We start from the raw sequence: 24,181 nt of genomic DNA on the forward strand, positions 1-24,181 counted from the left end.
CGAACCGGGTACAGGAGTTTTCATGGCAAGTGAACTAGGCAATCAATTATTGGCGCGTGTTCAGGATGAAATGGCACGCAACATCGCCACCATCAAACGGCAACTCATCGAATGGCTGGAGCGCCCCGAATCCGGCGGTGTGGAAGCCTTGCGCGAACATATGGCAGAAATCAGCGGCGGCCTTTCCCTGATGGGGCAGACCGAAGCCGTTGCCTTGGCAGAAGCGATCGTCGCGGGCGTTGAGGCTCTGAACCAAAGTGTCAGCGAACAAGGGGTGAATGCCGCATTTGCCGAAAAAGGCGCGGAAATTGCCTCTGGCTTGCTGGTCTTGGCCGACTATATCGAGCGGTTGGATCATATCAGCGATAACCACAAACAGTCCGTTGCGCAAGCGACCGCTGCGGTCAAAGGGCTTGCCGATGGTGGTGAAAAAATCCAGGTAACGACACAACCCTTCATTAGCCGCGAAACCTATCAGGCACTGGCAAACGAAGTTAATACAGTCATAGAAACCAGCCGTAACCTGATTGAGCAGCATATCCGTAATCTGGATGCGCCATTTAATGCGGAAAACATCATTGCCCAGAATGAAGGCCTGATTCAGATTTTTGCCATTCTTACCCTGAAAACACCGCAACTCCTGCTACAACAAGCCAATCAAATGCTGGCCAAGGATCTCTCTTATGCAGAGTGGATCGAAGTTGCCGAAGCATTGATTCTTGTGCAAGAAACATTAAAGCAATTGCCGGAAACACAAACGGCTCCGACGGCAAACAATTATGCCGATGCGGTACAAGTACAAGTCGCGCATTCCCGCCAGCTGGAAATTGAAAAGCTGATTCGTGATACCGGCAAGCAGGGCAAAGGCTTTTTTGAATCCCTGCGCAAGGAAGTATTGCAGGTTGAAACCGTCAAACAAGAACAACCCTGGGCGGATGCGGCAAAACAATTGGTGCATTACAGCTCCGTTACCGCGTTGGTTGAATTAAAAGAATTGGCGACACCCCTGCAACAGATGGGATTGCTGTTTGCCGAATTTACGGCGCAGAATGACGCCACCCTCGCGCAAACCTATGTGCCGGTGATTGATGCACTGGTTGCCGTGGAATATCTGTTCAGTGATTTGGCAGAAGCCGGAAAAATTTCTGTGCAGGATATCGCCTTCCTGACGGAAGCAGTCGGCAAGATTGAAAAAATTTGCCCGGTTAGCGGCAAGGCCAAAGCGCTGTTCGTCGAACTCGCCAACAGCATGCCGACAGAATCAGAAGACGATGTAGAAAATACGGGCGACATTCAGGAATTCAAAGACGCTTTGGGCGCCGGGCTGGAAGTCTTGGCAGGCGATTTCTCTGTTCGTGAGCAAGAGGAAGAAACGCCGGAAGAGGAAGATCTGCCAGAGCCGACGCCAGTCGTGCTTGCCAGCCACGACACCGTTTCTGCCGCGCCGAAACTCGCGATGGGCTTGGCGCAAAGCAGCGCTGCGGGCGATAACGCCATTTCCGTCCGCGCAGGCGATGATGCGGCCGCGCCAGCAGTAGCGCCGGGCGCGCCGGCCTCCACGCAAGCTGCAACGCCATCTCCAGTACCCACGGTACAACCGCCTGTGGTCAGCGCGGAGACGGCAGCACCGCAAAGCGACGCAACGACCGCTACCGAAGCGCCCACCACTCCGGAAGCGATCGCGCCGCAAGATGCCACCGTACCCGCAGACGACGCAGCGCTTGCGGCAGAAGAGCCCGCTGCAGCGGAAGTCGCCCCGGAAGAACCCGCAGCGCCCGAAACACACGAGCCCGAAGCCGCCGCAGAAGACACAAGCGCTTTGGAAGTCGCAGACGAAGCGTCTGCGGAAAGCGCCGTTGAACCTGCGGCCATCGCGCTGGATGAACCGCCATCTGCACCGGCAAGCGCACCCGCTGCCGCCCGTACGCAAGGCGCGCCGGTCGGTATTGCCTACTTCGCTAACAAGTCGCTGTCCGATCTGGAGCGCTTTGACGTTCCCGCCGAAAAAATGACCTTTATGGGCAGCCATGCCGATGCGGTCATGGACGAGGAAATCCGCGAGTTCTTCAATGAAGAGCTGGGCGAAATCGTCGCGACAATGAATGAAGTCTATCCGCAGTGGCGTGAAAATCCCGATGATGCACAGCACACTATTGATATCCGCCGCGCTTTCCATACCCTGAAAGGCTCCGGGCGCACGGTTGGTTACGAAGCGCTGGGCGAGTTTGCCTGGCAGCATGAACAGCTGCTCAACCGCGTTATCGAAAAAGATTTTGCCGCCAACTCGCTGGTGCGCGACACCGTTGGCGACGCCATTTCCCTGCTCAATGTCTTACAGGCACAGGACGAATTTGTCGAGCATAAAGGCGCGCTGCTGCAACAGGCACTGGTCGCCGAGCGGGTGCGCCTGTCGCTTCTGGATGCGCCGCAAAGCGAACAACAGGCGCTCGATGCCCTGTCGCGCCAACTGCGACTCTCCGACGGTGCCGCATCTGCTACGAGCGCTACCGTTTCTGTCGCGGAAACCGCGACCTCTGCCGTGGACGACGAATGGGCCGCCTTTGATAACATCGCCTTGGCGGATGAATCTACTAGCGCCGCATCTGAAGCTCCCGCAATTACCCTCACCAGCGAGACAGCAGAACCCGCACCAGAAGAAACCGCCGCCGATATGAGCGCTGCGCTGCACGACGGCGCGCCGCAGCACGAAGCGCCCGCCATTACGCTGGCGGCAGACGACTTCACCTTCAGCGATAGCGCGGCAGAGTCCGCAGCGCAAGAGACCGTAGCGCCCGCCAGCGCGGATGCCGTTGCGCACGAGCGCCAGGAAGAACCGGCGAGTATCGCCGCACCGGCTGCCGCTGCCAGCGATTTTGCCGGACAAGAAGGCTACGACAAGGCGCTGCGCACCCTGCAACGCGGTCTGCGCATGGGCGAGCCGGATGCTGACATGCAGGCGGCGCTCGCCGAAACCATCCGCCGCCAATGGCAACAAAGCGTCGCTGACGATCCGGCGTTGCGCGAAGCCATCGCGCAAAGCCTGCTCGCCAGCTTCCAGAACGAAGGCGGCACGCAGGCGCAATGGGTTGCCGACATCCTCGCCCAGGCGAATGCCGCTGGCGATACTGCCGTGCCGGTACAACCCGGCCTCACCGCGCCCGCTGCTCCCGGACTGCCGCCGCACGAAACCCCGCACGGTATCAGCGAACAGGCTTATAACCGCATGCTAAGCACCCTGCGCCGTGGCCTCGCTACCGGCGCGGACGAAGACATGCAGGCGGTACTCTCCGACAGCATCAGCCGTCAATGGCTACAGCAGGGCATCGCCACCGAAGGCGAAACCCGCGACGACATCATTGCCCACCTGAAAGCGGCGCTTGCCAGCGAAGGCGCGGTAGATGAAAACGTGCTGGACGCCATGTTGGCGCATGTGCCGCAGCGCGTGCCGAATGTCCTGCCCGAAGGCGTGCGTCAGGATTCCTACGGCGTAATGATGGAAACCCTGCGCGCCAGCCTGGACAACGCCAACAGTGCCGAAGTACAAGAAATGCTCGCCACCGCCATTGGCAACCAGTGGCAGAACCAGAACAGCCTGCAAGACAGCGCCATCCGCGCCGCCGTCGCCGAACAAATGGCTGCCGTCCTCGGTGGCAACGGACACGACAACGCCGCGCTGGTGGAAGCCGTATTGAACCGCGCTGCCGAAAAAGCGCGACAAGCCCCGGCAGGCCTCGACAAAGCCGACTACGACCAGCTCCTCGAAACCCTGCGCGACCGCATTGGCGAAGCGCAAGACGCCGCCGCGCAAGAAGCGCTCGCCGCCCGCATCAGCAGCCAGCTGCACGCCGACAACCACCTGCAAGACGAAGCGACACGCGATGCCATCGCGCAACGGGTCATCGCTGCCTTGGGTGGCGCGGGCGAAACCGATGCCGCGGCCGTAGAAGCCATCTTGAGCCGTGTCGCCGAAAAAGTCGCAGAACAAACACCCGTACCGGCGGCATTGCCAGTCGGTGTGCGTCCCGAATCCTACGGCGCGATGCTGCAAACCCTGAGCGGTGGCCTCGCCGCTGCCCAAGGCGACGAACACGCCGCCGAAGCGCTCGCCGCGACCATCGGCGCACAGTGGCAAGAACAACATTCACTGCAAGACGTCGACACCCGTGCCGCCGTCGCACAACAAATCAGCGCCACCCTCGGTGGCGAAACCGATGCAGCGACCGTCGAAGGCATTTTGAACCGCGCTGCGGTACAAGCCGCTGCGCTGCCCGCAGGCGTCAAACACGAAGCCTACGGCGCAATGCTGCAAACCCTGCGCGCGGGCATTAGTGCTGCCAGCGGTGATGAAGCTGCGGCAGAAGCGCTCGCAGCCACCATTGGCGCCCAATGGCAAGAACAACACAGCCTGCAAGATGCCAATACCCGTGCCGCCGTCGCACAACAAATCAGCGCCACCCTCGGTGGTGAAACCGATGTGGCGACGGTTGAAGGCATCTTGAACCGCGCCGCGGTACAAGCCGCTGCGCTGCCCGCAGGCGTCAAGCACGAAGCCTACGGCGAAATGCTGCAAACCCTGCGCGCGGGCATTGGTGCTGCCAGCGGTGATGAAGCGGCGGCAGAAGCGCTCGCCGCGACTATCGGCGCCCAATGGCAAGAACAACACAGCCTGCAAGACGCCGACACCCGTGCCGCTGTCGCACAACAAATCAGCGCTGCCCTCGGTGGCGAAACCGATGTGGCGACCGTCGAAGGCATCTTGAACCGCGCCGCGGTACAAGCCGCTGCGCTGCCCGCAGGCGTCAAACACGAAGCCTACGGCGAAATGCTGCAAACCCTGCGCGCGGGCATTGGTGCTGCCAGCGGTGACGAAGCGGCGGCAGAAGCGCTTGCCGCGACCATCGGCGCCCAATGGCAAGAACAACACAGCCTGCAAGACGCCGACACCCGTGCCGCTGTCGCACAACAAATCAGCGCTGCCCTTGGCGGCGAAACCGATGTGGCGACGGTCGAAGGCATCTTGAACCGCGCCGCGGTACAAGCCGCTGCGCTGCCCGCAGGCGTCAAACACGAAGCCTACGGCGCAATGCTGCAAACGCTGCGCGCGGGCATTGGCGCTGCCAGCGGTGACGAAGCGGCGGCAGAAGCGCTTGCCGCGACCATCGGCGCCCAATGGCAAGAACAACACAGCCTGCAAGACGCCGACACCCGTGCCGCTGTCGCACAACAAATCAGCGCTGCCCTTGGCGGCGAAACCGATGCGGCGACCGTCGAAGGCATCTTGAACCGCGCCGCGGTACAAGCCGCTGCGCTGCCCGCAGGCGTCAAACACGAAGCCTACGGCGAAATGCTGCAAACGCTGCACGCGGGACTCTCTGCCGCACAGGGCGACGAGACCGCGACCGAGGAGCTGGCCGCGACCATCGGCGCCCAATGGGTGGAACCGCATTCGTTGCAAGACCCCGCCGCGCGCGCAACCGTCGCGCAACGCATCAGTGCAGCGTTAGGCGGTGCAGCAGATAGCGCAACGATTGAAGGGATTTTGCTGCGCGCTGCCGTTCAGGCTGCCAATCTGCCGCAAGGCGTCAAGCACGAAGCCTACGGCGAGATGTTGCAAACGCTGCATGCCGAGCTGGCAGGCGTTCAGGGCGATGAAGCAGCCGCGGAATCGCTGGCGACGCTCATCGCCGCGCAATGGGAGGAGCCGCACAGCTTGCAGGATTCTGCCGCACGCGCCGCGGTGGCGCAGCAAATCAGCGCCGCGCTTGGCGGGAAGGCAGATGTTGCCGCCGTCGAAGATATTTTGCACCGCGCCGCGATGCAGGCCGCCGCGCTGCCGCAGGGCGTGCAGCATGAGGCCTACGGCGAGATGCTGCAAACGCTGCGTGCCGGCTTGGCGCAGGGCGACAGCGCCGTCGCACAGGAAATGCTCGCCACCAGTATTGGCGCGCAATGGGCGGAATCGCATTCGCTCTATGACCGCGACACCCGTGCCACCGTTGCCAAGCGCATCAGCGATGCCTTGGGGGACGAGGCCGATGCGGCGACGATTGAATCCATTTTGAACCGCGCCGCAGAGAAAGCGGCGGAACCGGCACGCCTGCCGGAAGAACTGTCGCCGGAGGTTTACAACCGCCTGCTCGGCATGTTGCGCCGCGGCTTGCAGGAGGGCGACGCCGATACGCAGGCGGCGCTGGCGGCTACGTTGCAGCGCAACTGGCAACAGCATGGCCTGCCGCAAGATCCGGCAGCGGTCGCTACGGTTCAGCAGCATTTGGGCGAGTCGCTCGCCGCGCAGGGTTTTGCGCCGCAGCAGGTGGCGCAAGTCTTCGCGGATGCGGGCTTGCAGACGGAAGCACCGGCGATGGTGGTCAAGGCGGTGTTGTCGCAAGACGGCGACGCGCCTGCCGATGCGGCCACGCTGAAGGCGCAAGCCCCCGCAGGCGGCGCAGAATTTGTCGATGTGACCGCCGATGGCGACAGCTTCGTCGATACCGCTGCGGAGCATGAGGTGGTGGATGCGAGCTTCGTTGATATCCCGCCGCAAGATGCGGGCGCACAGGGCGAAGACGCGGGCGGTTTCATTGATACCGCGACCGTGCCGGGCGACCACCCCGAACTGGATGACGCGCAAATCGTCGATATGCCCGTTTCCTTCAACCATACTCCCGCCAGCAGCAAGCCGTCGGCGAGTGTTAGTGGCGCCATCTCGCTTGGCGATTTGAACAGCATTCTGGCGGGCATGCCGCGCCGCGCCAATCCGGCGGAACGTCTCAGCCAGGAGCTTGCCTCATTGGCGCAGCATCCGGGGCTGGATAATGCCATCCATGCGGAAAAATCCGTTGAGAGCAATCGCGCCGGCTTCCTGCGCGCGGTGGATCAGTTCGATACCCTGTCGCAGCTTGCCGACAAAACCGAATCGCCGGAGCTGATTGATGACTTGATTGATGCCGTGTACGACATCGAAGACAGCATCGACAGCGATGCGGCGCCGCCGTGGGTCTGGCGTTTGCTGGACTCCATCGAGCAGCTGCTGCTCACCCACAAACAAGAAGGCACGCCGGTCAGCCTTAGCTGCGCCGCCGTGCTGCGCCAAAGCGCCAACCTGATTGAAAACTACGAAGAAGAAGCGAACGAAGACGACGCTATCGAAGCCATCAACGCGCTGATGAACAGCCGCCGCGAACTGGGCGGCGGCAAACCCGGCAGCACGCCGGGGGCGATGCCCTACAGCGGCGATCCGCTGGGCAGCGAGCTGGTGGAAGACCCGAATGCCAACACCATGCTGGCGGAAACCTTTATCGACGAGGCGATGTCGCTCTTTGCCCACAGTCAGGAAGAAGCCGAGCGCTGGGACGAAAACCGCAGCCAGTTGAGCCGTCTCGATTCCATCCGCCGCGACATGCACACGCTGAAAGGCAGCGCGCGCATGGCGGGTTACAACGCCATCGGCGATTTGACGCACGGTGTGGAATCGCTGATTGACGGCATCGTCAATGGCCAGGCCGAGCCGAGCAGCAAGGCGACCAGCCTGCTCGTCGGCGCGATGTGGCAGGGCATGCTCATGCTCGATTCGGTGCGCGACGGCTACCTGCCGCAGACCGACCCCTACATCCTCAACAACATCCACAGCTACCTCGACCAGCCCTTGCCGTATCCGGAAGTCGCCGAAGCGGCCGAAGCGGCGCGTCTGGCGCAGTTGCAGGAAGCGCGCGAAGCCGAACAACACGCAGCCGAGCCGCCGGTGGTAGATCTGTCGGTAGAAGAAGTGCCGATCGTCACCGATTTCGACGACAACATCGATCCGGTATTGGTGGACATCTTCACCGACGAAGCACAGGAGCTGCTGCAAACCACCAGCCAGCTGCTTGAAGACGACTTCAGCAAAAAAGAAGTGGTGGAAGAACTGCAACGCACCATGCACACCCTGAAGGGCGGCGCGCGCTTGGTCGGCTTCACCGCCATCGGCGACACCGCGCACCTGATGGAGTCGGTCATTGACAAAGTGCCGGAGCTGGCGGAGGGCAAAGTGCGACAAGCCAAGACCCTGCTCCACTTCGGTCTGGACGCGCATTACGACATGCTCGACAGCGTCCTGCGCCACGAAATGCCGCAACCGGCGCTGGAAGTAAACGAATCGCTGAAAACCTTTGCCGATAGCGGCGTGTACCGTCCGCCGTCACAAAAAGCCGGCGACAACGCAGAACCTGCACCAGACAGCAGCGAACAACCGCAAGAGCAGCCGCAAGAACAGCCGCAAGAGGCACAAAGCGAAGCACCGCAAACCGCTCCCGCCGAAGCACCTGCCGCCAGCGATACCGACAGCAGTGCTGCCAGCACAGCGCCCGCCGCACCCGCAACAGCACCGTCTGCCAGCACCGCACCCGCTGCAAGCGCTGCCGCGCCGGCGACGGATAGCGCTGCCCACAGCACGCACGCGCAACACGCGGAAAGCGCCGCTTCTGCCGCGCCTGCGGATAGCCCTGCGCCTGCGGCAAAAACCGGCGAACCCCCGGTCGCGCCGCCGCCTGTACCGCCAGAAAAAGACAAAGGCTTTGACGGCAAACCGGAAGGCGTCGAATCCGTCATCGAATACGGCAACGACCAGCCGGATAAAAAAGACGAGAAAAAACCGGAAGCGAAGAAAGACGACAAGGACGGCAACGCCGACAACCTGCCGCGTTACGTCCGCGTTGATGCGCAGCTGCTTGACGAAATGATCGCGATGACTGGCGAGACCGCCATCATGCGTTCGCGCATGGAAAACGTCATCAGCGAAGCGGAATTCAACCTGAACGAACTGACCCGCGTCGCCACCCGCATCGCCGAACAAATGCGCCGTCTGGACAGCGAAACCGAAGCGCAGATGCTCTACCGTCGCGAACAGCAGGGCGAAGACGACACCCACTTCGACCCGCTGGAAATGGACCGCTTCTCCGAAATCCAGCAACTCTCGCGCCAGCTCTCCGAGGCCATTGACGACCTCAAGAACCTGCAAGACACGCTGAGCCAGGACAACATCATCCTGCGCAACCTCTCGACGCAGCAGGGCATCATCCAGCGCAGCATCCAGGACCACCTGCTGACCACGCAGCTGATGCGCTTTGACGTCCACGAAGCGCGCCTGCGCCGCCTGGTCAAACAAACGGCGAAAAGCGTCGGCAAAGACGTCAACTTCATCCTTGAAGGCGGCGAAGTTGAAGTCGAACGCCGCCTGCTGGAAGACATCCTGCCCGCGCTGGAGCACATGATTCGCAACTCGCTCGCCCACGGCATCGAAAAACCGGAAGTGCGTCTGGCCACCGGCAAGCCGGAAACTGGCACCATCAAGCTGGTCGTCTCCGTCCATGCCGCCGAACTCTCCGTTGACCTCATCGACGACGGCCAGGGCCTGAACTACGACCGCATCCGCGAAAAAGCCGCTGCCAAAGGCCTGCTTGACCCCGAACGCGCCAACGACGAAGCCTACCTGAGCACCCTCATCCTGCGCTCCGGCTTCTCCACCGCCGAATCCCTGTCACAACTGGCGGGACGCGGCGTCGGCATGGACGTGGTCAATGAAATGGTCAAACAGCGCCGCGGTCAGATTGGCGTGTACTCGCTGCGCGGCAAAGGCACCCAGTTCACCCTGAGCATGCCGTTCTCGATGAGTATCGCCGAAGTGCTGCTCGTCGAAATCGCCGGACAAACCTTCGCGGCGCCGATGTCCTCCATCGCCGCCATCAGCCAGGTGGATCGCGACAGCCTGCAACGCAGCTTCGACGGCGAAACCGTGTACCAGCACTACAACGACCAGGACTACCGCCAGTACATCCTGGGCGCCTACTTCAAGCCGGAGCAATACAGCTTCGCCGTGGAAGAACAGAGCGCGCCGGTGCTGTTCATCAACGCGGGCGGCGAACCGGTCGCCTTCCACGTCGATCGCATCTTGAACCGCCTGGAAATCATCGTCAAAAACGTCAACCGCCAAGTACTGAACATCCCCGGCATCTCCGGCGCGACCATCCTTGGCGACGGCCGCGTCGTCCCGGTACTCGAACTGCTCGACCTCTCGCGGCGCATTGCGAACCTCACGCCCATCCACGACGAAGTCGCGGCCGCCGAAGAAGCGCGCATCCCGAACGTCCTCGTGGTGGACGACTCCGTCACCATGCGCAAAGTCAGCACGCGCCTCCTGGAGCGCCACCACTACAACGTCGCCACCGCCAAAGACGGACTGGACGCCATCGAAGTGCTGGCGGGCTTCACCCCGGACATCATCCTGCTCGACATCGAAATGCCGCGCATGGACGGCTTTGAATTCGCCAGCCACGTGCGCAACAGCAGCAACGTGCGCGACGTGCCGATCGTGATGATCACCTCGCGTACCGGCGACAAACACCGCGAACGCGCGGATGCCATCGGCGTACAGGGCTACCTCGGCAAACCTTACAGCGAAGAAGTCCTCATCCAGACCCTCGAACACCTGCTGAAAAGACGGGGAGAACTGTCATGAACCAAATCAACGTCATGCTCGTGCCGACCGCGCAGGACTACCTCATTCTGCCGGCCGAACTCATCGCGCACGTCTTCCCCTACGCGCCGCCGCTCCTGATTGACAGCGGCAGCGAATACGTCATCGGCGGCCTGCTCATCCAGAACGACAAAATCCCGCTCCTGGACTTCTTCACCAACAAACCGCTCGCCGAGCGCAAAGACGAAGACCGCAGCCACTACCGCGTCATCCTGGTCAACGCCGTCAACCCGCAGGGCAGATACCGCCAATATGCTATCCTTGCGCACGGCGAACCGCTGATCATGAACGCAGGCGAAGAAGACATCCCCGCGCTCGGCAAAGGCAGCCACCGCTACATCACGCGCTACGTCAACCTCGCCGGGCACGAAGACGGCAAACGTATCGTCCTCCCCAACCTGATGGCACTGGAAGCCGAACTGACCATGAGCTGACGCATGAACCCCGACTACCTCGAATTCGAACAACCCATCGCCGAACTGGAATACAAACTCGCCGAACTGCGCCAGTTCAGCAGCCAGACCGAAGTCGATCTCGGCGACGAAATCACCCGCCTGCAAAACAAGACCAAAACCCTGACCGAAAGCATCTTCGCCGGCCTCAACGACTGGCAGATTGCCCAACTGGCGCGGCACCCGCAGCGCCCCTACACCCTGGACTACATCAAAGAAGCCTTCACCGACTACCGCGAACTACACGGCGACCGCCACTACGGCGACGACCATGCCATCGTCGGCGGACTGGCGCGGCTGAACGGCCGCGCGGTGATGATTATCGGCCACGAAAAAGGCCGCGACACCAAAGAAAAAGTGCGGCGCAACTTCGGCATGCCGCGCCCCGAAGGCTATCGCAAGGCGCTGCGCCTGATGAAACTGGCGGAGCGCTTTAAACTACCGCTCATCACCTTCATCGACACCCCCGGCGCCTATCCCGGCATTGGCGCCGAAGAACGCGGCCAGTCCGAAGCCATCGCGCGCAATCTCTACGAAATGGCAAAACTCAACATCCCGACCATCGCCGTCGTCATCGGCGAAGGCGGCAGTGGCGGCGCGCTCGCCATCGGCGTGGCCGACCGCGTGCTGATGCTGCAATACGGCATGTATTCCGTCATCTCGCCGGAAGGCTGCGCCTCCATCCTCTGGCACAGCGCGGAAAAAGCGGCGGAAGCGGCAGAAATCATGCAAGTCACCTCCGGCAAACTGGAAAAACTCGGCCTGATTGACGGCATCATCGCCGAACCCTTGGGCGGTGCGCATCGCAACAAAAGCGCCATGGCAGAAACCCTGCGCGCGACCCTCACCACAGAGCTCGCCGCGCTGGAAAAACTCGACAGCGCCACGCGCATGCAAAAGCGGATGGACAAAATCCGCGCCTACGGACAATTCGCAACCGCTTGAATCGTCCTCCATCACAAACACCCGCTCCGGCGGGTGTTTTCATAACGGCATGCAAAACGAAACGCCGCCCGCCTGACCCCACGGGGTGACGCATTCATTTCCGCATCCCGCCGCGCGACGGTAAAATCCGCGCTTTTCATGCAGGGAGAACACGATGCACAAAAACGGAAAAACGCCGTGGGCGCTGCTGCTTGCCGCCTACATCACCGTGTGGCTGTTGGCGTCGTGGCTGCGCTCGCCCTCGCTCGACAGCTACGGCGACATGGTCGAGAACTACGCCTGGGGGCAGACCTGGGAATGGGGCTCTTTCAAGCATCCACCGCTCTTTGCCTGGTTGGTGCGGCTGTGGTTCAGCGTCTTCCCGACGGAAGTGTGGGCGTATTTTCTGCTTTCTTATGTAAATGCCGCCGTCGGTGCGCTTGGCATCGTCGCCCTCGCTACGCTGTGGCTGCCGCCTTCCCATGATGTGCGCCGCGATAACGCCCGCCTGCTCGCGCTGCTGTTCGCGCTCGCTTCCCTGCCTTATGCCAACCTCGCCGCCAAGTTCAACGCCGATACCGTGCTGCTGTCGCTGTGGCCGTGGACGGCGTTTTGTTTTTTCCGCGCGGCGCGGCCGGGCGCGGCGCTCGGCTGGAGCGTGGCGCTCGGCGTGTTGGCGGCGGCGGCAATGCTCGGCAAGTATTTTTCCGGCGTGCTGCTGTTGAGCCTGTTCCTGATTTCCCTGCTGCGACCGTGGCGCAGTTGGTACGCCAGCCCGCACCCGTATGTGGCGCTGGCAGTTTTTGCCGCGCTGCTCGCGCCGCATGTGTATTGGGAATGGACGCTGGATTTTCCCTTCCGCCAGTATCTGTCCGGCAAGTTCGCCGGTGGCGACGGCGCGGCGCGCATGGCGACCTTCGCCCTTTCCGCTTTTTATTATTGGGCGCTGCCGTGGCTGCTTTTCGCCTGGCTGTGGCGGCGGTGGCAGCGGCATGCAACCGTGCTCGCGCCGGTTTTCCCGCACACGTCGCTCGTCGCGCTCACGCTGTTACCCGCGGCGATTACCCTCGCGCTGCATGTGCTGCTCGGCATTCATTTGACGACGCATTGGGCGATTCCGCTGTGGTTCGCGCTGCCCGCGCTGTTCACGCTGTGGCTGCTGCCGAAGCTGCCGGAAGCGCCGCTGTGGCCGCAGGCGCGCCGTGCGGTTTATGGGGTGGCGCTGCTGATTCTTGTCGGCAGCGCGGGTTATGTGACCAGCACCGCGCTGCGCGGCAAGTCCAGCTATTATTATTCGCGGCAAGCGCTGGTGGCGGCGGTGGAGGCGGCGTTTGCCGAACGTTATCCCGGCGCGACGCTGCGCTGGGTCGGCGGTACCTGGGCGGAAAGTGCGTCGTTTGCCTTCTTTGCGCCGTCGCATCCGCGCGCCCTGCCCGGCGTGCCGGACGCCATGCCCGCGCTGGTCAATCCGCATCCGACGTGGGCGCGCGAACACGGCGCGATTTTCTGCACCGGCACGTATGGCACGGGAGATGATGCGGCTTGCGAAATGCAGGCGGAAGCGTGGCTAGCGGCACGCGGCGCGGCGGTGTTGCGGCAGGAAATAGTTTACCGCGCGCAGGGTTGGCGTTATCCGCGCCCGCAGGAGAAGCGGGCGGTGGTGTATTGGGTGGCGCCATTGAGGCAATAAATGTTGGAAAATTGAAGCCTTCCCCCCTCCCTCGCAGGGCGAAGCCCACAGCGGGGGAGGGTTGGGGAGGGGGTGACAATGCTGATTTTCCTCGTAGCGGTATCAAAACTATGAGAACAACACGCGATCTAAAACTGCAAAACTTCGCGCGTGAACTGCGTAAAAGTATGACGGACGCTGAGCGCCGTTTGTGGCGCTATTTGCGTAGTGAACAGTTAAATGGCATCAGATTTCGTCGCCAGTACGTTATCGGCAACTACATTACTGATTTTGCCGCCCCTGAAATCAGGTTAATTGTCGAACTGGATGGCGGGCAACATGCCATCCAGCAAGCCTATGACCAGCAAAGAAGCGCATTCTTACAAAGTCAGGGTTATCGAGTGTTACGCTTCTGGAATCATGATGTGTTGCAACAAACGGAAAGCGTGTTGGCGGAAATCCGGCAATATTGTCAGCATTTCTCCTGAAAGCACGGTACGCTACCCCCTCCCCAACCCTCCCCCGCTGCGGGCTTCGCCCTGCGAGGGAGGGAGAATATTCAAGAACCAACCATGAACACCCTCCCCCTCAGCCTCATTCTTCCTGTTTATAACGACGCCGCCGCGCTTGCCGCCTTCCTCCCCGAACTGACCGCTTGGCTCGCCAGCCAAGCGCGTGCGGAAATCATCGTCGTGGATGACGGCAGCCGCGACGACGTGCGTGCCGTCTGCACCGCCGCCGCACTGCCGGAGAACGTCGTGCTGCGCCTTTTGACGCTGTCGCGCAATTTCGGCAAGGAGGCGGCGTTAAGCGCCGGACTGCAAGCGGCGCGCGGCGAGGCGGTCGCCATGATGGATGCCGACGGCCAGCATCCGGTGGCGGTACTCGCCGAAATGCTTGCCCTGCACCGTCAGGGCGCGGACATGGTGGCGGCGGTGCAGGCGAAACGCGGCCACGAAAACCGCCTGCTCGGTTTCCTGAAGCGCGGTTTCTACCGCTTCATGCAGGACGGCAGCCGCTACGCGCTCACTCCGGATGCGGGCGATTTCCGCGTCATGGGGCGTAAAGTCGTCGCCGCACTCCTGGCGCTTCCGGAACGGCAGCGCTTCATGAAAGGGCTGTACGCCTGGGTCGGTTTCAAAACGGTTTACCTGCCGTTTCAGGCGGCACCGCGCCAGACCGGCGAAAGCAAGTTCAACTATCCGCGCCTGTTTGAGCTGGCCATTGTTGGCATCACCTCGTTTTCGCTGAAGCCGCTGCGCTGGATTTCCCGCACCGGCATCCTCGTCTCGCTCGCCTCGCTTTTTTACGGCATCTGGGTCGTGCTGGAAACGCTGTTTTTCGGCCGCGACGTGCCGGGCTGGACGACCGTCACCGCCGGCATCATGTTCTCTGCCGGGGTGCAACTCATCTGCCTTGGCATCATCGGCGAATACATCGGCCGCATCTTTGAAGAAGTGAAGCAGCGCCCGCTCTATCTCGTCGCGGATGAATGGCGCAGCGACACGGACGTAAACCACACCACACCACACGCGCCATGAAAAAAACACTCCTGACCCTATTGCCCATTGCCATCCTCGCCACCGCCGCCATTGCCGCGAAAAACAGCCTGTTCCCCAAAGAAATCACCCCAGAAGAATGGCTGGACTTTAACATCGCCGTGCAAAACGAAAATAACGCCACCCAAATCCAGCTGACCGGACTGCTCGCCAACAGCGCGATGGGCGTTGCCGCCTCGGACATCCACATCGCGCCCGACGGCGAAACCATAAACATCACCCTCTACCAGCGGCTGGCGAACCCCAAATACAGCGGCGCTTTGGATCGGGAAATCCGCGTGCAAGGCAGACCGAAACACATCACCTACGGCAGCGCGCAAAAACCCATCTGGCAAGCGCCGCCAGAACCCGCACAACCATGAGCGCCGCCCACAGCGCCAAACAAGGCGGCTACTTCCTCCTCGTCGGTGCGACCGCCGCCGCCGTACATTTCGCCGTGCTGGCGCTCGCCGTTGAAGGCGCGCACGTGCCGCCGCTGAGCGCCAACCTCATCGCCTTTGCCGTCGCCTTCTGCGTCAGCTTCGCCGGACACTACCGCCTCACCTTCCGGCACAGCGGCGCGCATTGGCGCGACAGCGTCCTGCGCTGGCTGGCCGTATCACTCACCGGCTTTGCCGCCAACCAGGCGCTGTTCGCCCTCGGCCTCGCCTGGCTGGGCGCGGCGTACTACCTGCCGCTGTGGTTCGCCGTCACCCTTGCCGTCACCGCTTTCAGCTTCATCGCCGGCAAATACTGGGCATTTCACGCAAAACCCCCGCCCCTGCGCAGCGGGGGCGGGTTGGGGAGGGGGTGTGAAAACCCGCGCAGCGACGACACACCTTGAATGGCAAACACGTCCTTGCCACCAATATCACATCACCCACCGACCCCGCCGCTTACATGAAAAAACTCACCCTCAACATCGACGACCTCGGCCTCTCGCCCGCCGTCAACGAAGCCGTCTGCCGCCTCGCCGAAGCGCGCCGCATCCAGTCCACCAGCCTGATGAGCCTCGGCGAACTGCCGCACGAAACCCTCGCCCGCCTCCACGCCAGCGACTGCGACATCGGCCTGCACCTCGACCTCACCGGCTTTGCTGCGCGCCAATACCCCGCCGTGGGCGGCACGCTGAAACAAACCCTCGCCCGCGCCTGGCTGCGCCGCTTTGAGCCGACCGCATTGCGCGACCTCATCCGCCGCCAGTTTGACCGCTTTGAAGACCTCACCGGCCACGCGCCCGCCTTCATCGACGGCCACCAGCACGTCCACCAATTCCCGCAAATCCGCGAAACCCTGCTACAAGAGGCCGCGGCGCGTTACCCCGCACGTCCCGCCCTGCGCAGCACCCGCCCCTTCGCGCGCGACCACAAATCCCGCCTCATTCACACCCTCGGCGGCCAGCACCTTGACCGCCACAGCGACGGCTGGCGCAAAAACCCCTGCTTCGGAGGCGTTTACGACTTCAAACCCGACGCGGCAACACTCGCCGGCCACTGGCAACGCTGGCTCGCCGCCGCACCCGACGGCAGCGTCATCATGTGCCACCCCGCCGTGCCGGGCGACGACTGGCAGGACGACATCAAACCCGCGCGCGAAAACGAATGGCGCTACCTGACGAGCGACGCCTTCGCCGCCCTCTGGCAAAACCACGCCTGCGAGACGCAACGCTGGGCAGAAATCCCCTAAAAAAACCGGAGCCACCATGACCCTCCCCGCCATCTTCCTCGGCCACGGCAGCCCGATGAACGCCATCGACCCCGCCAGCCGCTACAACCGCGCCTTCCTGCAAACCGCCGCCGCCATCGCCAAACCGCAAGCCATCCTGATGGTTTCGGCGCACTGGATTGGCCGCGACCTGCGCATCATGAGCGGCGTGCATAACCCCATCCTCTACGACTTCCACGGCTTCCCCGCCGCACTCTATGAAGCCCAATACCCCGCGCCGGGGGCGCCGGAACTCGCTGCGCGCGTCGGCGAACTGCTGGCAGGATACGCGCTGCACGCCGACCCCGACCGCGGCCTGGACCACGGCGCTTGGGCGGTGTTGCGCCACTTCTATCCCGAAGCCGACGTACCGGTCGTCCAACTTGGCCTGAACGTCTTGCAGCCTGCCGCCTGGCATTGGGCGCTCGCCGAAAAACTGCGCCCCTTGCGCGACGAAGGCGTGCTGATCATGGGCAGCGGCAACATCGTGCATAACCTGCGCGAGCTGGACTTCGCCCGCGTCGATGAACCCTTTGCCTACGACTGGGCGGAGGCTTTCCGCGACCGCATCAACCGCGCCATCCTCGCAGACGACCGCGACGCCCTTATCCACTACCTCGCGCTTGACGATGTCCGCCGCGCCGTACCCGCGCCGTTCGAACACTACCTGCCGCTGCTCTACGTCCTCGCCCAACGCGATTCCGGCGAGCCGGTGCGCCTTTTTAACGACGAAATCATCGGCGGCTCGCTCTCCATGACCGCAGTACAAGTCGGCGCGCGTTCTACATAACGTGCACCGTTTCTAATCCCGCAACGCCTTGCAATGCTTTGGCTTACGCCCGCTTCTCTGCCCGCCATTCGTTCGGCGTTTTGCCTGTTTGCCCGATAAAGAAACGGTGGAAAGAATTGGCTTCGTTAAAGTCGAGATAAAAGGCGATTTCGCCGTTTTCCATTGCGGTGTCGGCGAGCATTTGGCGGGCGACGGCAAGGCGGACGGCATCGAGCAGGGTTTGGTAGCTGGCGTCGTGTTCGCTGAGCCGCCGTTGCAGGGGCGGGGGCTGAATTTGAGGCGGCGGTTTTGGCAGGATTGCGCCCGTGGACGATAATCCGATGCCCCAGCTGTGCCTTTCAGGTTGCCCGCCCAGACAGCGGATACCTGACCCCGCGTGAACTCACGCGCGCCGAAATCCGGCAAATCATTGCCGATTACGCCCAAGCGGCAAAAAATGCCATCAAAGCCGGATTCGATGGCGTCGAATTCCACGCCGCCAATGGCTACTTGCCGCAACAATTCCTCGCCGATTCCAGCAACCAGCGCAACGACGAATACGGCGGCAGCATCGAAAACAAGGCGCGCTTTACCCTGGAAGCGATGCAGGCCATTATTGCCGCCATTGGTGGCGACAAAGTCGGCATTAAAATCAGCCCGCTGCATCCCTATGCCGGCATTGCCTTTAATGATCCGGTCGCCACATACCATTACCTGATTGGCGCATTAAACAAACTGGATTTCTCTTTTGTGGAAATCATGAAACGCTCACCAATGTTTCCGCTCCTGCCGCATTACCCGCAAGCAGATGAACTCGAATTATTCGGCACAATGGTGGAAAAAACCCTCATCGCCGGTACGGGCTATACCGCCGAAAGCGGCGAAAAAGAACTGGAAAAAGGCATTGCCGATTTAATCGCCTTTGGTGCGCCATTCCTTGCCAATCCCGATTTGCCGCGACGATTCGCGCTCGGTGCCGAATTAAATGCACCCGATCACGCGAGCATGTTCGGCGGCGGCGCGCAGGGATATATTGATTATCCGTTTTTGCCGTGATTTGAATATAAAGAAAGGCTGCCGATGGCAGCCTTTTTGCTCATGTCTAGTGATACACATAAAGTCTCATACAAGGCGTGCTGCTGAAAACAACGCCATAGGGTGCGCCTCGGCGCACCGTCGCAGAATTCGTATCAATGGTGCGCCAAGGCGCACCCTATACCCCCAGCAACGAAACACCGTATGCGGTTTTCGGAGGATGGTCGTACAACACTTCCTCTTGATGGATAGCGGCACAAAATCCCCGCACATTTCACCCTGCCTTCACACAGTGCCTGCCGCCGCGCGCGATACTGCGGCCTCCTGTTTTTCTGGAGGTTTTATGGCTTACCGCTATCGCACGACTACCGCGCTGTTTCCGCTTGTCCCACCGCCGCCCCGCCCCGTCTATCCGCGCGGGGCGGTCATCCGCCGTTTTGCCATCGGCGCCATTTTGGTCGCTGTCTTCGTCTTTGTGCTGTTTTTCCTGTTAGGAGCGTTCCTTGGCGCGTCCGCAGGGAAAACCGTAGGGTACGCGCTTATTGCCGCCCTTGTCTGCGCCGCCCCGGTGTCCGTCTGCGGTGTTGTCCTCGCCCGGCTGCAATGCTGCCGCAATCTGCGCGGGCTGCTGCTGGCAGCGCCGGCGGGTGCATTGTCCTGGTGCGGCATTGTGATTTGCTTCAATCACGCCCATTTTGACCTTTTCGATCTTTATGCCGCGCTGTTTTTTGCCGCCGTGTCTGCCGTGATTGCGCTCATCGCCCTGCCCAATTCACCGACAATTCACCGCCGCTTCAAGCAGCCGCCTGCCATCCGCACGATACTGGTCGCTCCTAAACTTCGGAGCTTCCTCATGGAAAAAACCACGCAAAAACTCGTCATCATCGCCGTTATCTGCGCTATCCTGCTGATTGCCATGCAGTTGTTCAACGGTCTTGTGCACGACCGCGAGCATTACGCGGAAATCGCGCAGCAAAACGTCGCCACCCAGGCCGATGCCTATCAGGCGCGCGCGACCCTCAGCAACCGCCTTGACCTCTACCGCCTAACCGAACGCAGCAGCAAGTATGCGGTGTTATTCCTGCTCATCACCTTCGGCGGCTGTTTTCTCTTTGAAACGCTGCGCGATTTGCGCGTCCACCCGGTGCAATACACCCTGGTCGGCGCGGCCATCTGCATTTTCTACCTGCTCTTGCTCTCGCTGGGCGAACATATCGGCTTCACCGCCGCCTATCTGGTCGCCGCGCTCGCCTGCAACGGCCTGATAACCGGCTACTTGAGCGCGGTGCTAGGCGGCACACGCCGCGCCGCTGCCCTCGGCGCGCTGCTGCTTGCCGCCTACGCCGTGCTTTATCTCCTGTTGCAGTCGCAGGAATACACCCTGCTCATCGGCAGCCTGCTGCTCTTCGCCACGCTCGCTGGGGTGATGTACGGCACACGCCATTTCGACTGGTACGACCTGAAAAAACGCGAGGATTTGTCATGAGACTGCTCACCATCCGCGCCGCCCGCGCTTATGCCACCGCGCTGCTCACCCGCTATCATTTGCCGACCGCCCCGCTGCATATTGAGGAAGCCAACGGCTGCTACGGCATCCAAAGTCCCGCCTGCCGCCTGATTGTCGGCGGCGACGGCCGGGTGCTTTATATGCGGGGCAGGTCATAGGTGCTGTTGACAATTCGACGAACGAGCCCCTCTCCCACTGGGACAAGCATTGCTCGTCCGTAGGACGAGAGAGGGGGTGGGGTGAGGGCAGCAATCAATTGAAAAACCGGAATTTCGATTCATCAACAACATCGCCCACCCCCTCCCCGACCCTCCCCCGGGCCCCATGCAAAATGCGGACGCATTTTGCATGGGTACCCGCCCGCTGCGGGCTTCGCCCTGCAAGGGAGGGGCGATGCCGGGTCGACGGCGCTTTGCCTGCACGCGGCGGAAGCCGTATAGTGCGCCCCGTGCGGCGATGTGCTTGCCGCGTGTTTATTGGTTTTCTGGAGGTGTTATGCAAACGGTTGTTTTGAATATTGGCGGGATGAACTGTGGCGGCTGCGTCAAGAACGTTACCGGCATTTTGCAGGGCGTAGATGGTGTTGCGCGTGCGGATGTCAGTTTGGAAGCCAAGAATGCGACGGTGTCGTTCGATCCGGCAAAAACGAATCCGGCCGCGTTGATTGAGGCGGTGGAAGACGGCGGGTTTGAGGCATCGTTATCGGCATAGACCGCCTGAAACCTTGCGGCAAAGCCGCCGGGTATCGCGAAAACATGATGAAAACAGCCTGTTGATACAGGCTGTTTTTTTGCGCGGCGATTTAGGGGCTGTTTGCAATTTGAATTTCCCTCCCCTGCGAAGCGGGGGAGGGGCAGGGAGGGGGTGTGAAAACCGCGTAGCGACCGCATTCAAAACGAAATGCAAACACCCCCCTAGCCCTGCGCGGCGGCGAGCGCCTGTTCCAAATCGGCGAGGAGGTCGTCCAGATGCTCGATGCCGATGCTCAGACGCACCATGTCGGCGCTGACGCCCGCCGCCTTGAGTTCTACTTCGTTCAGCTGGCGGTGGGTAGTGCTGGCCGGATGGGTGGCGAGCGTTTTCGTGTCGCCGATATTGACCAGGCGGGTGATGAGTTGCAGCGCGTCGATGAAGCGCGCGCCCGCGTCCATGCCGCCCTTGATGCCAAAACTGAGCAGGCCGGAGGCAAGCCCGCCGAAATCGCGCTGGATGAGCGCGTGGTAGGGGCTGTCCGCCAGACCGGGATAATTCACCCAGGCGACTTGCGGATGCGCTTGCAGATAACGGGCGACGCCAAGGGCGTTTTCGCTGTGGCGCGCCATGCGCAGTTCAAGCGTTTCCAGACCTTGCAGAATGAGGAAAGTGTTGAGCGGGCTGATGGCCGCGCCGGTGTTGCGCAGCGGCACGACGCGGGCGCGGGCGATGAAGGCGGCAGCGCCGAAATGTTCGCTGTAATTCACGCCGTGGTAGGACGGGTCGGGGCTGGCGAGGACGGTGAAGCGTTCGCTTTCTGCCCAAGGGAAGCGGCCGCCGTCAATGATGGCGCCGCCAATGCTGTTGCCGTGGCCGCCGATATATTTGGTCAGAGATTCAACGACGATATCCGCCCCCAGCTCCAGCGGGCGGCAAAGTGCGGGCGAGGCGACGGTGTTGTCAATGATGAGCGGCAGACCGGCGGCGTGCGCGGCGGCGGCAAAAGCGGGAATATCGAGGACGTTAATCGCCGGATTGCCGATGCTTTCGCCATAAACGAGACGGGTGCGGGCGTCGCAAAGGCGGGCGATGTCTTCCGGATGCGCCGGGTCAATAAAGCGCACTTCAATACCCTGCCGCGGCAGAGTGTGGGCAAAAAGATTGTAAGTGCCACCATAAAGCGTGCGGGTGGCGATGAGAGATCTTTGCAAAATCCCCCTAAACTCCCACCAAGACATTTAGAGGATTTTCCATGAGCACCTTCTTCCGGCAAACCGCCCAAGCCGTGATTGCCAAACACATCGACCGCTTCCCTCTATTGAAGTTGGATCAGGTGATTGATTGGCAACCGATCGAACAGTACCTGAACCGTCAAAGAACCCGTTATCTCCGAGACCACCGCGACCGTCCCGCCTATCCCCTGTTGTCCATGTTCAAAGCCGTCCTGCTCGGACAATGGCACAGACTCTCCGATCCCGAACTCGAACACAGCCTCATCACCCGCATCGACTTCAACCTGTTTTGCCGTTTTGACGAGTTGAGCATCCCCGATTACAGCACCTTATGCCGTTACCGCAACCGACGGCGCAAGACGACACCCTGTCCGAATTGCCGGAACTGATTAACTGCCAACTGACCGAAAAAGGCCTAAAAATAGAGAAAGCATCCGCCGCCGTCATTGACGCCACCATTATTCAGACCGCCGGCAGCAAACAGCGTCAGGCCATAGAAGTTGATGAGGAGGGACAAGTCAGCGGCCAAACCACATCGAGTAAAGATAAAGATGCCCGCTGGACAAAGAAAAACGGCCTCTACAAACTTGGTTACAAACAACATACCCGCACCGATTCTGAAATCGCTTTCAGACGGCATTTCCGTATCAAGTGCGGTCGTTTTACAACCAGTTTTTTAGCAGCCCGCGAACAAATCGTTCAGCCCTTCGGCGATGGTCGGGTGGGTGAAGATTTGGTTTTTGATGTAGGTGGCGGGGATGCGGTGATCGATCGCCATTTTGAACAGGTTGATAATCTCGTGCGCTTCGGCGCAGAACAGGGTTACACCGAGAATTTCGCCGCTGTGCGCGTCCACCACGGCTTTGAGCAGGCCGTCGGTTTGGTTGAGGATTTTGGCTTTCGGAATCGCGTCGGCTTTCAGTTTCAACACTTTCACCTCGCGCCCCGATTGCTGCGCGGCGGTTTCGGTTAAGCCGATATGGGCGAGCGGTGGCTCGGTAAAGGTGGCGGTCGGGAACGGGGTGCGGTCGGCGCGGTTGCGTTTGCCGTCGCCGAAAAGCTGTTCGCGCACGATGCGGTAGTCGTCGAGCGAGATGTAGGTGAACATCGGGCTGCCCGCCACGTCGCCCATCGCCCAGATGTGGTTTTTGCCTTGCACGCGCAGATGGTCGTCAACGAGGATGAAGCCGCGCTGGTCGGTTTTGATGCCCGCGTTTGTCAGGCCCAATCCTTGCGTGTTCGGCACGCGCCCCACGCCCACCAACACCGCGTCGGCGGTAAATTCGCCTTGCGACGTGATGACGCTGGTGTCCGCCGTATTGTCGCGGAACGCTTCAATCTTCACGCCTTGCAACACCTTGATGCCTTTGCTGTTTAATACGCGCAGCATTTCTTCGGCGATGTCGCGATCTTCACGCGGCAGGAAGCGGTCGCCGCCGTCGAGAATGGTGATTTCGCTGCCGAAAGCGTGGAACATAAAGGCAAATTCCAAGCCGATGTAGCCGCCGCCGATGATGACGAGGCGGCGCGGGCGTTCGTTCAGCGCGAGCACACCGGTGCTGTCCAGTACGCGCGGGCTGTCTTCGCCCGCCACACCCAGGCGGCGCGGGGTGGCACCGGTGTTGATGAAAATGCGTTCGGCGGTAAGGGTTTGCTCGCCGCCGTCTGGGTCAGTCAGTTTGACCGTGCGATCGTCGAGAAACTCGGCGCGCGCGTTGAGCACGGTTACGCCGTCCAGATTGTCCAGTTTGGCGAAATTGGCGGCGCGCAATTTCGGAATCAGGGTGTTTTTCGCGTTCATCGCCGCCGCAAACACTGCCGCTTTGTCGGCGTTATGCCCGCGCTGCTCGCTCTCGACAATCAGTTTTTTGCTGGGAATACAGCCGATGTTGATGCAAGTGCCGCCGTACATCTGCGCCGACTGTTCCACCAGCACGACCTGCTGCCCGTGTTTCGCCAAATCTGCCGCCAGCGTTTTGCCCGCTTTGCCAAAGCCGATAATAAGATTTTGTGTGTGCATAATTTGTCTCTGTGAAATGATGGATTGCGCGCCAATTATAGACCTTATCGATTTATTTTTATATGAGACCCGGAATTAGGTTTTCAGACGGCCTTTTTTGTTTTTCAGGCAGCTTTTTTGGAATGGCC

The 24,181-nt window shown here is 61.2% G+C and carries 17 protein-coding genes and 1 pseudogene; 15 read left to right on the forward strand and 3 right to left on the reverse strand.

What is annotated here, in order from left to right; translation table 11 throughout:
* The first annotated feature begins 22 nt into the window (after window positions 1–22).
* From EL199_RS04860 to ygiD, 10 genes are all read left to right on the forward strand, one after another.
* Window positions 23–10,492: an Hpt domain-containing protein gene (locus EL199_RS04860; RefSeq protein ID WP_126316012.1), complete on the forward strand. Its 10,470-nt coding sequence runs from the start codon at window positions 23–25 to the stop codon at window positions 10,490–10,492.
* Complete coding sequence (locus tag EL199_RS04865) at window positions 10,489–10,944, forward strand: hypothetical protein (RefSeq protein WP_004139302.1); 456 nt, start codon at window positions 10,489–10,491, stop codon at window positions 10,942–10,944. The genes EL199_RS04860 and EL199_RS04865 overlap by 4 nt, the downstream gene beginning before the upstream one ends.
* Before the next feature lie 3 nt (window positions 10,945–10,947).
* Window positions 10,948–11,907 carry an acetyl-CoA carboxylase carboxyltransferase subunit alpha gene (locus tag EL199_RS04870; RefSeq protein WP_004139304.1) on the forward strand — a complete coding sequence of 320 codons (960 nt, stop codon included), beginning with the start codon at window positions 10,948–10,950 and terminating at the stop codon, window positions 11,905–11,907.
* A 154-nt stretch (window positions 11,908–12,061) separates the two neighbouring features.
* Complete coding sequence (locus EL199_RS04875; protein ID WP_126316013.1) at window positions 12,062–13,576, forward strand: glycosyltransferase family 39 protein; 1,515 nt, start codon at window positions 12,062–12,064, stop codon at window positions 13,574–13,576.
* 110 nt (window positions 13,577–13,686) lie between these two features.
* Complete coding sequence (locus EL199_RS04880) at window positions 13,687–14,043, forward strand: endonuclease domain-containing protein (RefSeq protein WP_040354437.1); 357 nt, start codon at window positions 13,687–13,689, stop codon at window positions 14,041–14,043.
* 84 nt (window positions 14,044–14,127) lie between these two features.
* A complete protein-coding gene (locus EL199_RS04885; protein ID WP_004139313.1) occupies window positions 14,128–15,096 on the forward strand; it encodes a glycosyltransferase family 2 protein in 969 nt (322 codons plus the stop codon).
* Window positions 15,093–15,476, forward strand: coding sequence for a hypothetical protein (locus tag EL199_RS04890; protein ID WP_004139315.1), 384 nt, complete (start codon window positions 15,093–15,095; stop codon window positions 15,474–15,476). Before EL199_RS04885 ends, EL199_RS04890 begins: the two co-directional genes overlap by 4 nt.
* Complete coding sequence (locus tag EL199_RS04895; protein WP_004139316.1) at window positions 15,473–15,937, forward strand: GtrA family protein; 465 nt, start codon at window positions 15,473–15,475, stop codon at window positions 15,935–15,937. The genes EL199_RS04890 and EL199_RS04895 overlap by 4 nt, the downstream gene beginning before the upstream one ends.
* On the forward strand, window positions 15,934–16,779 hold the full coding sequence (locus tag EL199_RS04900) for a ChbG/HpnK family deacetylase (protein ID WP_050768024.1): 846 nt from the start codon (window positions 15,934–15,936) through the stop codon (window positions 16,777–16,779). Before EL199_RS04895 ends, EL199_RS04900 begins: the two co-directional genes overlap by 4 nt.
* Window positions 16,780–16,795: 16 nt before the next feature.
* Window positions 16,796–17,587 carry a 4,5-DOPA-extradiol-dioxygenase gene (gene ygiD, locus EL199_RS04905; protein WP_004139321.1) on the forward strand — a complete coding sequence of 264 codons (792 nt, stop codon included), beginning with the start codon at window positions 16,796–16,798 and terminating at the stop codon, window positions 17,585–17,587.
* 43 nt (window positions 17,588–17,630) lie between these two features.
* Here ygiD and EL199_RS13635 read toward each other — a convergent pair whose 3' ends face one another.
* A complete protein-coding gene (locus EL199_RS13635; protein WP_081447786.1) occupies window positions 17,631–17,951 on the reverse strand; it encodes a helix-turn-helix domain-containing protein in 321 nt (106 codons plus the stop codon).
* Between EL199_RS13635 and EL199_RS04915 the strand changes: the two genes are divergently transcribed.
* From EL199_RS04915 to EL199_RS04930, 4 genes are all read left to right on the forward strand, one after another.
* Complete coding sequence (locus tag EL199_RS04915) at window positions 17,876–18,622, forward strand: oxidoreductase (RefSeq protein ID WP_081447787.1); 747 nt, start codon at window positions 17,876–17,878, stop codon at window positions 18,620–18,622. The two genes, EL199_RS13635 and EL199_RS04915, sit on opposite strands and share 76 nt — an antisense overlap.
* Before the next feature lie 322 nt (window positions 18,623–18,944).
* Window positions 18,945–20,087 carry an inner membrane CreD family protein gene (locus EL199_RS04920; RefSeq protein WP_004139327.1) on the forward strand — a complete coding sequence of 381 codons (1,143 nt, stop codon included), beginning with the start codon at window positions 18,945–18,947 and terminating at the stop codon, window positions 20,085–20,087.
* On the forward strand, window positions 20,084–20,266 hold the full coding sequence (locus EL199_RS04925) for a hypothetical protein (RefSeq protein WP_004139329.1): 183 nt from the start codon (window positions 20,084–20,086) through the stop codon (window positions 20,264–20,266). Before EL199_RS04920 ends, EL199_RS04925 begins: the two co-directional genes overlap by 4 nt.
* 337 nt (window positions 20,267–20,603) lie before the next feature.
* Window positions 20,604–20,819: a heavy-metal-associated domain-containing protein gene (locus EL199_RS04930; protein ID WP_004139330.1), complete on the forward strand. Its 216-nt coding sequence runs from the start codon at window positions 20,604–20,606 to the stop codon at window positions 20,817–20,819.
* Between the two features lie 203 nt (window positions 20,820–21,022).
* Here the strand turns inward: EL199_RS04930 and EL199_RS04935 are convergent, their stop codons facing one another.
* Window positions 21,023–22,039: an O-acetylhomoserine aminocarboxypropyltransferase/cysteine synthase family protein gene (locus EL199_RS04935; protein WP_004139331.1), complete on the reverse strand. Its 1,017-nt coding sequence runs from the start codon at window positions 22,037–22,039 to the stop codon at window positions 21,023–21,025.
* Window positions 22,040–22,053: 14 nt separating this feature from the next.
* On the opposite strand from EL199_RS04935, the pseudogene EL199_RS04940 reads away from it, so the two are divergent.
* Window positions 22,054–22,655, forward strand: a pseudogene (locus tag EL199_RS04940) (transposase); the annotation flags it as partial.
* A gap of 54 nt (window positions 22,656–22,709) precedes the next feature.
* Here EL199_RS04940 and EL199_RS04945 read toward each other — a convergent pair.
* Complete coding sequence (locus tag EL199_RS04945) at window positions 22,710–24,053, reverse strand: FAD-dependent oxidoreductase (protein ID WP_003755202.1); 1,344 nt, start codon at window positions 24,051–24,053, stop codon at window positions 22,710–22,712.
* Between the last annotated feature and the right edge of the window lie 128 nt (window positions 24,054–24,181).

Source organism: Cardiobacterium hominis (assembly GCF_900637305.1).
Taxonomy (GTDB): domain Bacteria; phylum Pseudomonadota; class Gammaproteobacteria; order Cardiobacteriales; family Cardiobacteriaceae; genus Cardiobacterium; species Cardiobacterium hominis.

What these genes read in the sequence shown, in the direction of transcription:
- EL199_RS04930 (WP_004139330.1), top strand. Translation starts at nt 20,604, where the DNA reads ATGCAAACGGTTGTTTTGAATATTGGCGGGATGAACTGTGGCGGCTGC.
- EL199_RS04945 (WP_003755202.1), bottom strand. Translation starts at nt 24,053, where the DNA reads ATGCACACACAAAATCTTATTATCGGCTTTGGCAAAGCGGGCAAAACG.
- EL199_RS04920 (WP_004139327.1), top strand. Translation starts at nt 18,945, where the DNA reads ATGGCTTACCGCTATCGCACGACTACCGCGCTGTTTCCGCTTGTCCCA.
- EL199_RS04875 (WP_126316013.1), top strand. Translation starts at nt 12,062, where the DNA reads ATGCACAAAAACGGAAAAACGCCGTGGGCGCTGCTGCTTGCCGCCTAC.
- EL199_RS04880 (WP_040354437.1), top strand. Translation starts at nt 13,687, where the DNA reads ATGAGAACAACACGCGATCTAAAACTGCAAAACTTCGCGCGTGAACTG.
- EL199_RS04935 (WP_004139331.1), bottom strand. Translation starts at nt 22,039, where the DNA reads ATGTCTTGGTGGGAGTTTAGGGGGATTTTGCAAAGATCTCTCATCGCC.
- EL199_RS04925 (WP_004139329.1), top strand. Translation starts at nt 20,084, where the DNA reads ATGAGACTGCTCACCATCCGCGCCGCCCGCGCTTATGCCACCGCGCTG.
- EL199_RS04865 (WP_004139302.1), top strand. Translation starts at nt 10,489, where the DNA reads ATGAACCAAATCAACGTCATGCTCGTGCCGACCGCGCAGGACTACCTC.
- EL199_RS04895 (WP_004139316.1), top strand. Translation starts at nt 15,473, where the DNA reads ATGAGCGCCGCCCACAGCGCCAAACAAGGCGGCTACTTCCTCCTCGTC.
- EL199_RS04890 (WP_004139315.1), top strand. Translation starts at nt 15,093, where the DNA reads ATGAAAAAAACACTCCTGACCCTATTGCCCATTGCCATCCTCGCCACC.
- EL199_RS04870 (WP_004139304.1), top strand. Translation starts at nt 10,948, where the DNA reads ATGAACCCCGACTACCTCGAATTCGAACAACCCATCGCCGAACTGGAA.
- ygiD (WP_004139321.1), top strand. Translation starts at nt 16,796, where the DNA reads ATGACCCTCCCCGCCATCTTCCTCGGCCACGGCAGCCCGATGAACGCC.
- EL199_RS04885 (WP_004139313.1), top strand. Translation starts at nt 14,128, where the DNA reads ATGAACACCCTCCCCCTCAGCCTCATTCTTCCTGTTTATAACGACGCC.
- EL199_RS04860 (WP_126316012.1), top strand. Translation starts at nt 23, where the DNA reads ATGGCAAGTGAACTAGGCAATCAATTATTGGCGCGTGTTCAGGATGAA.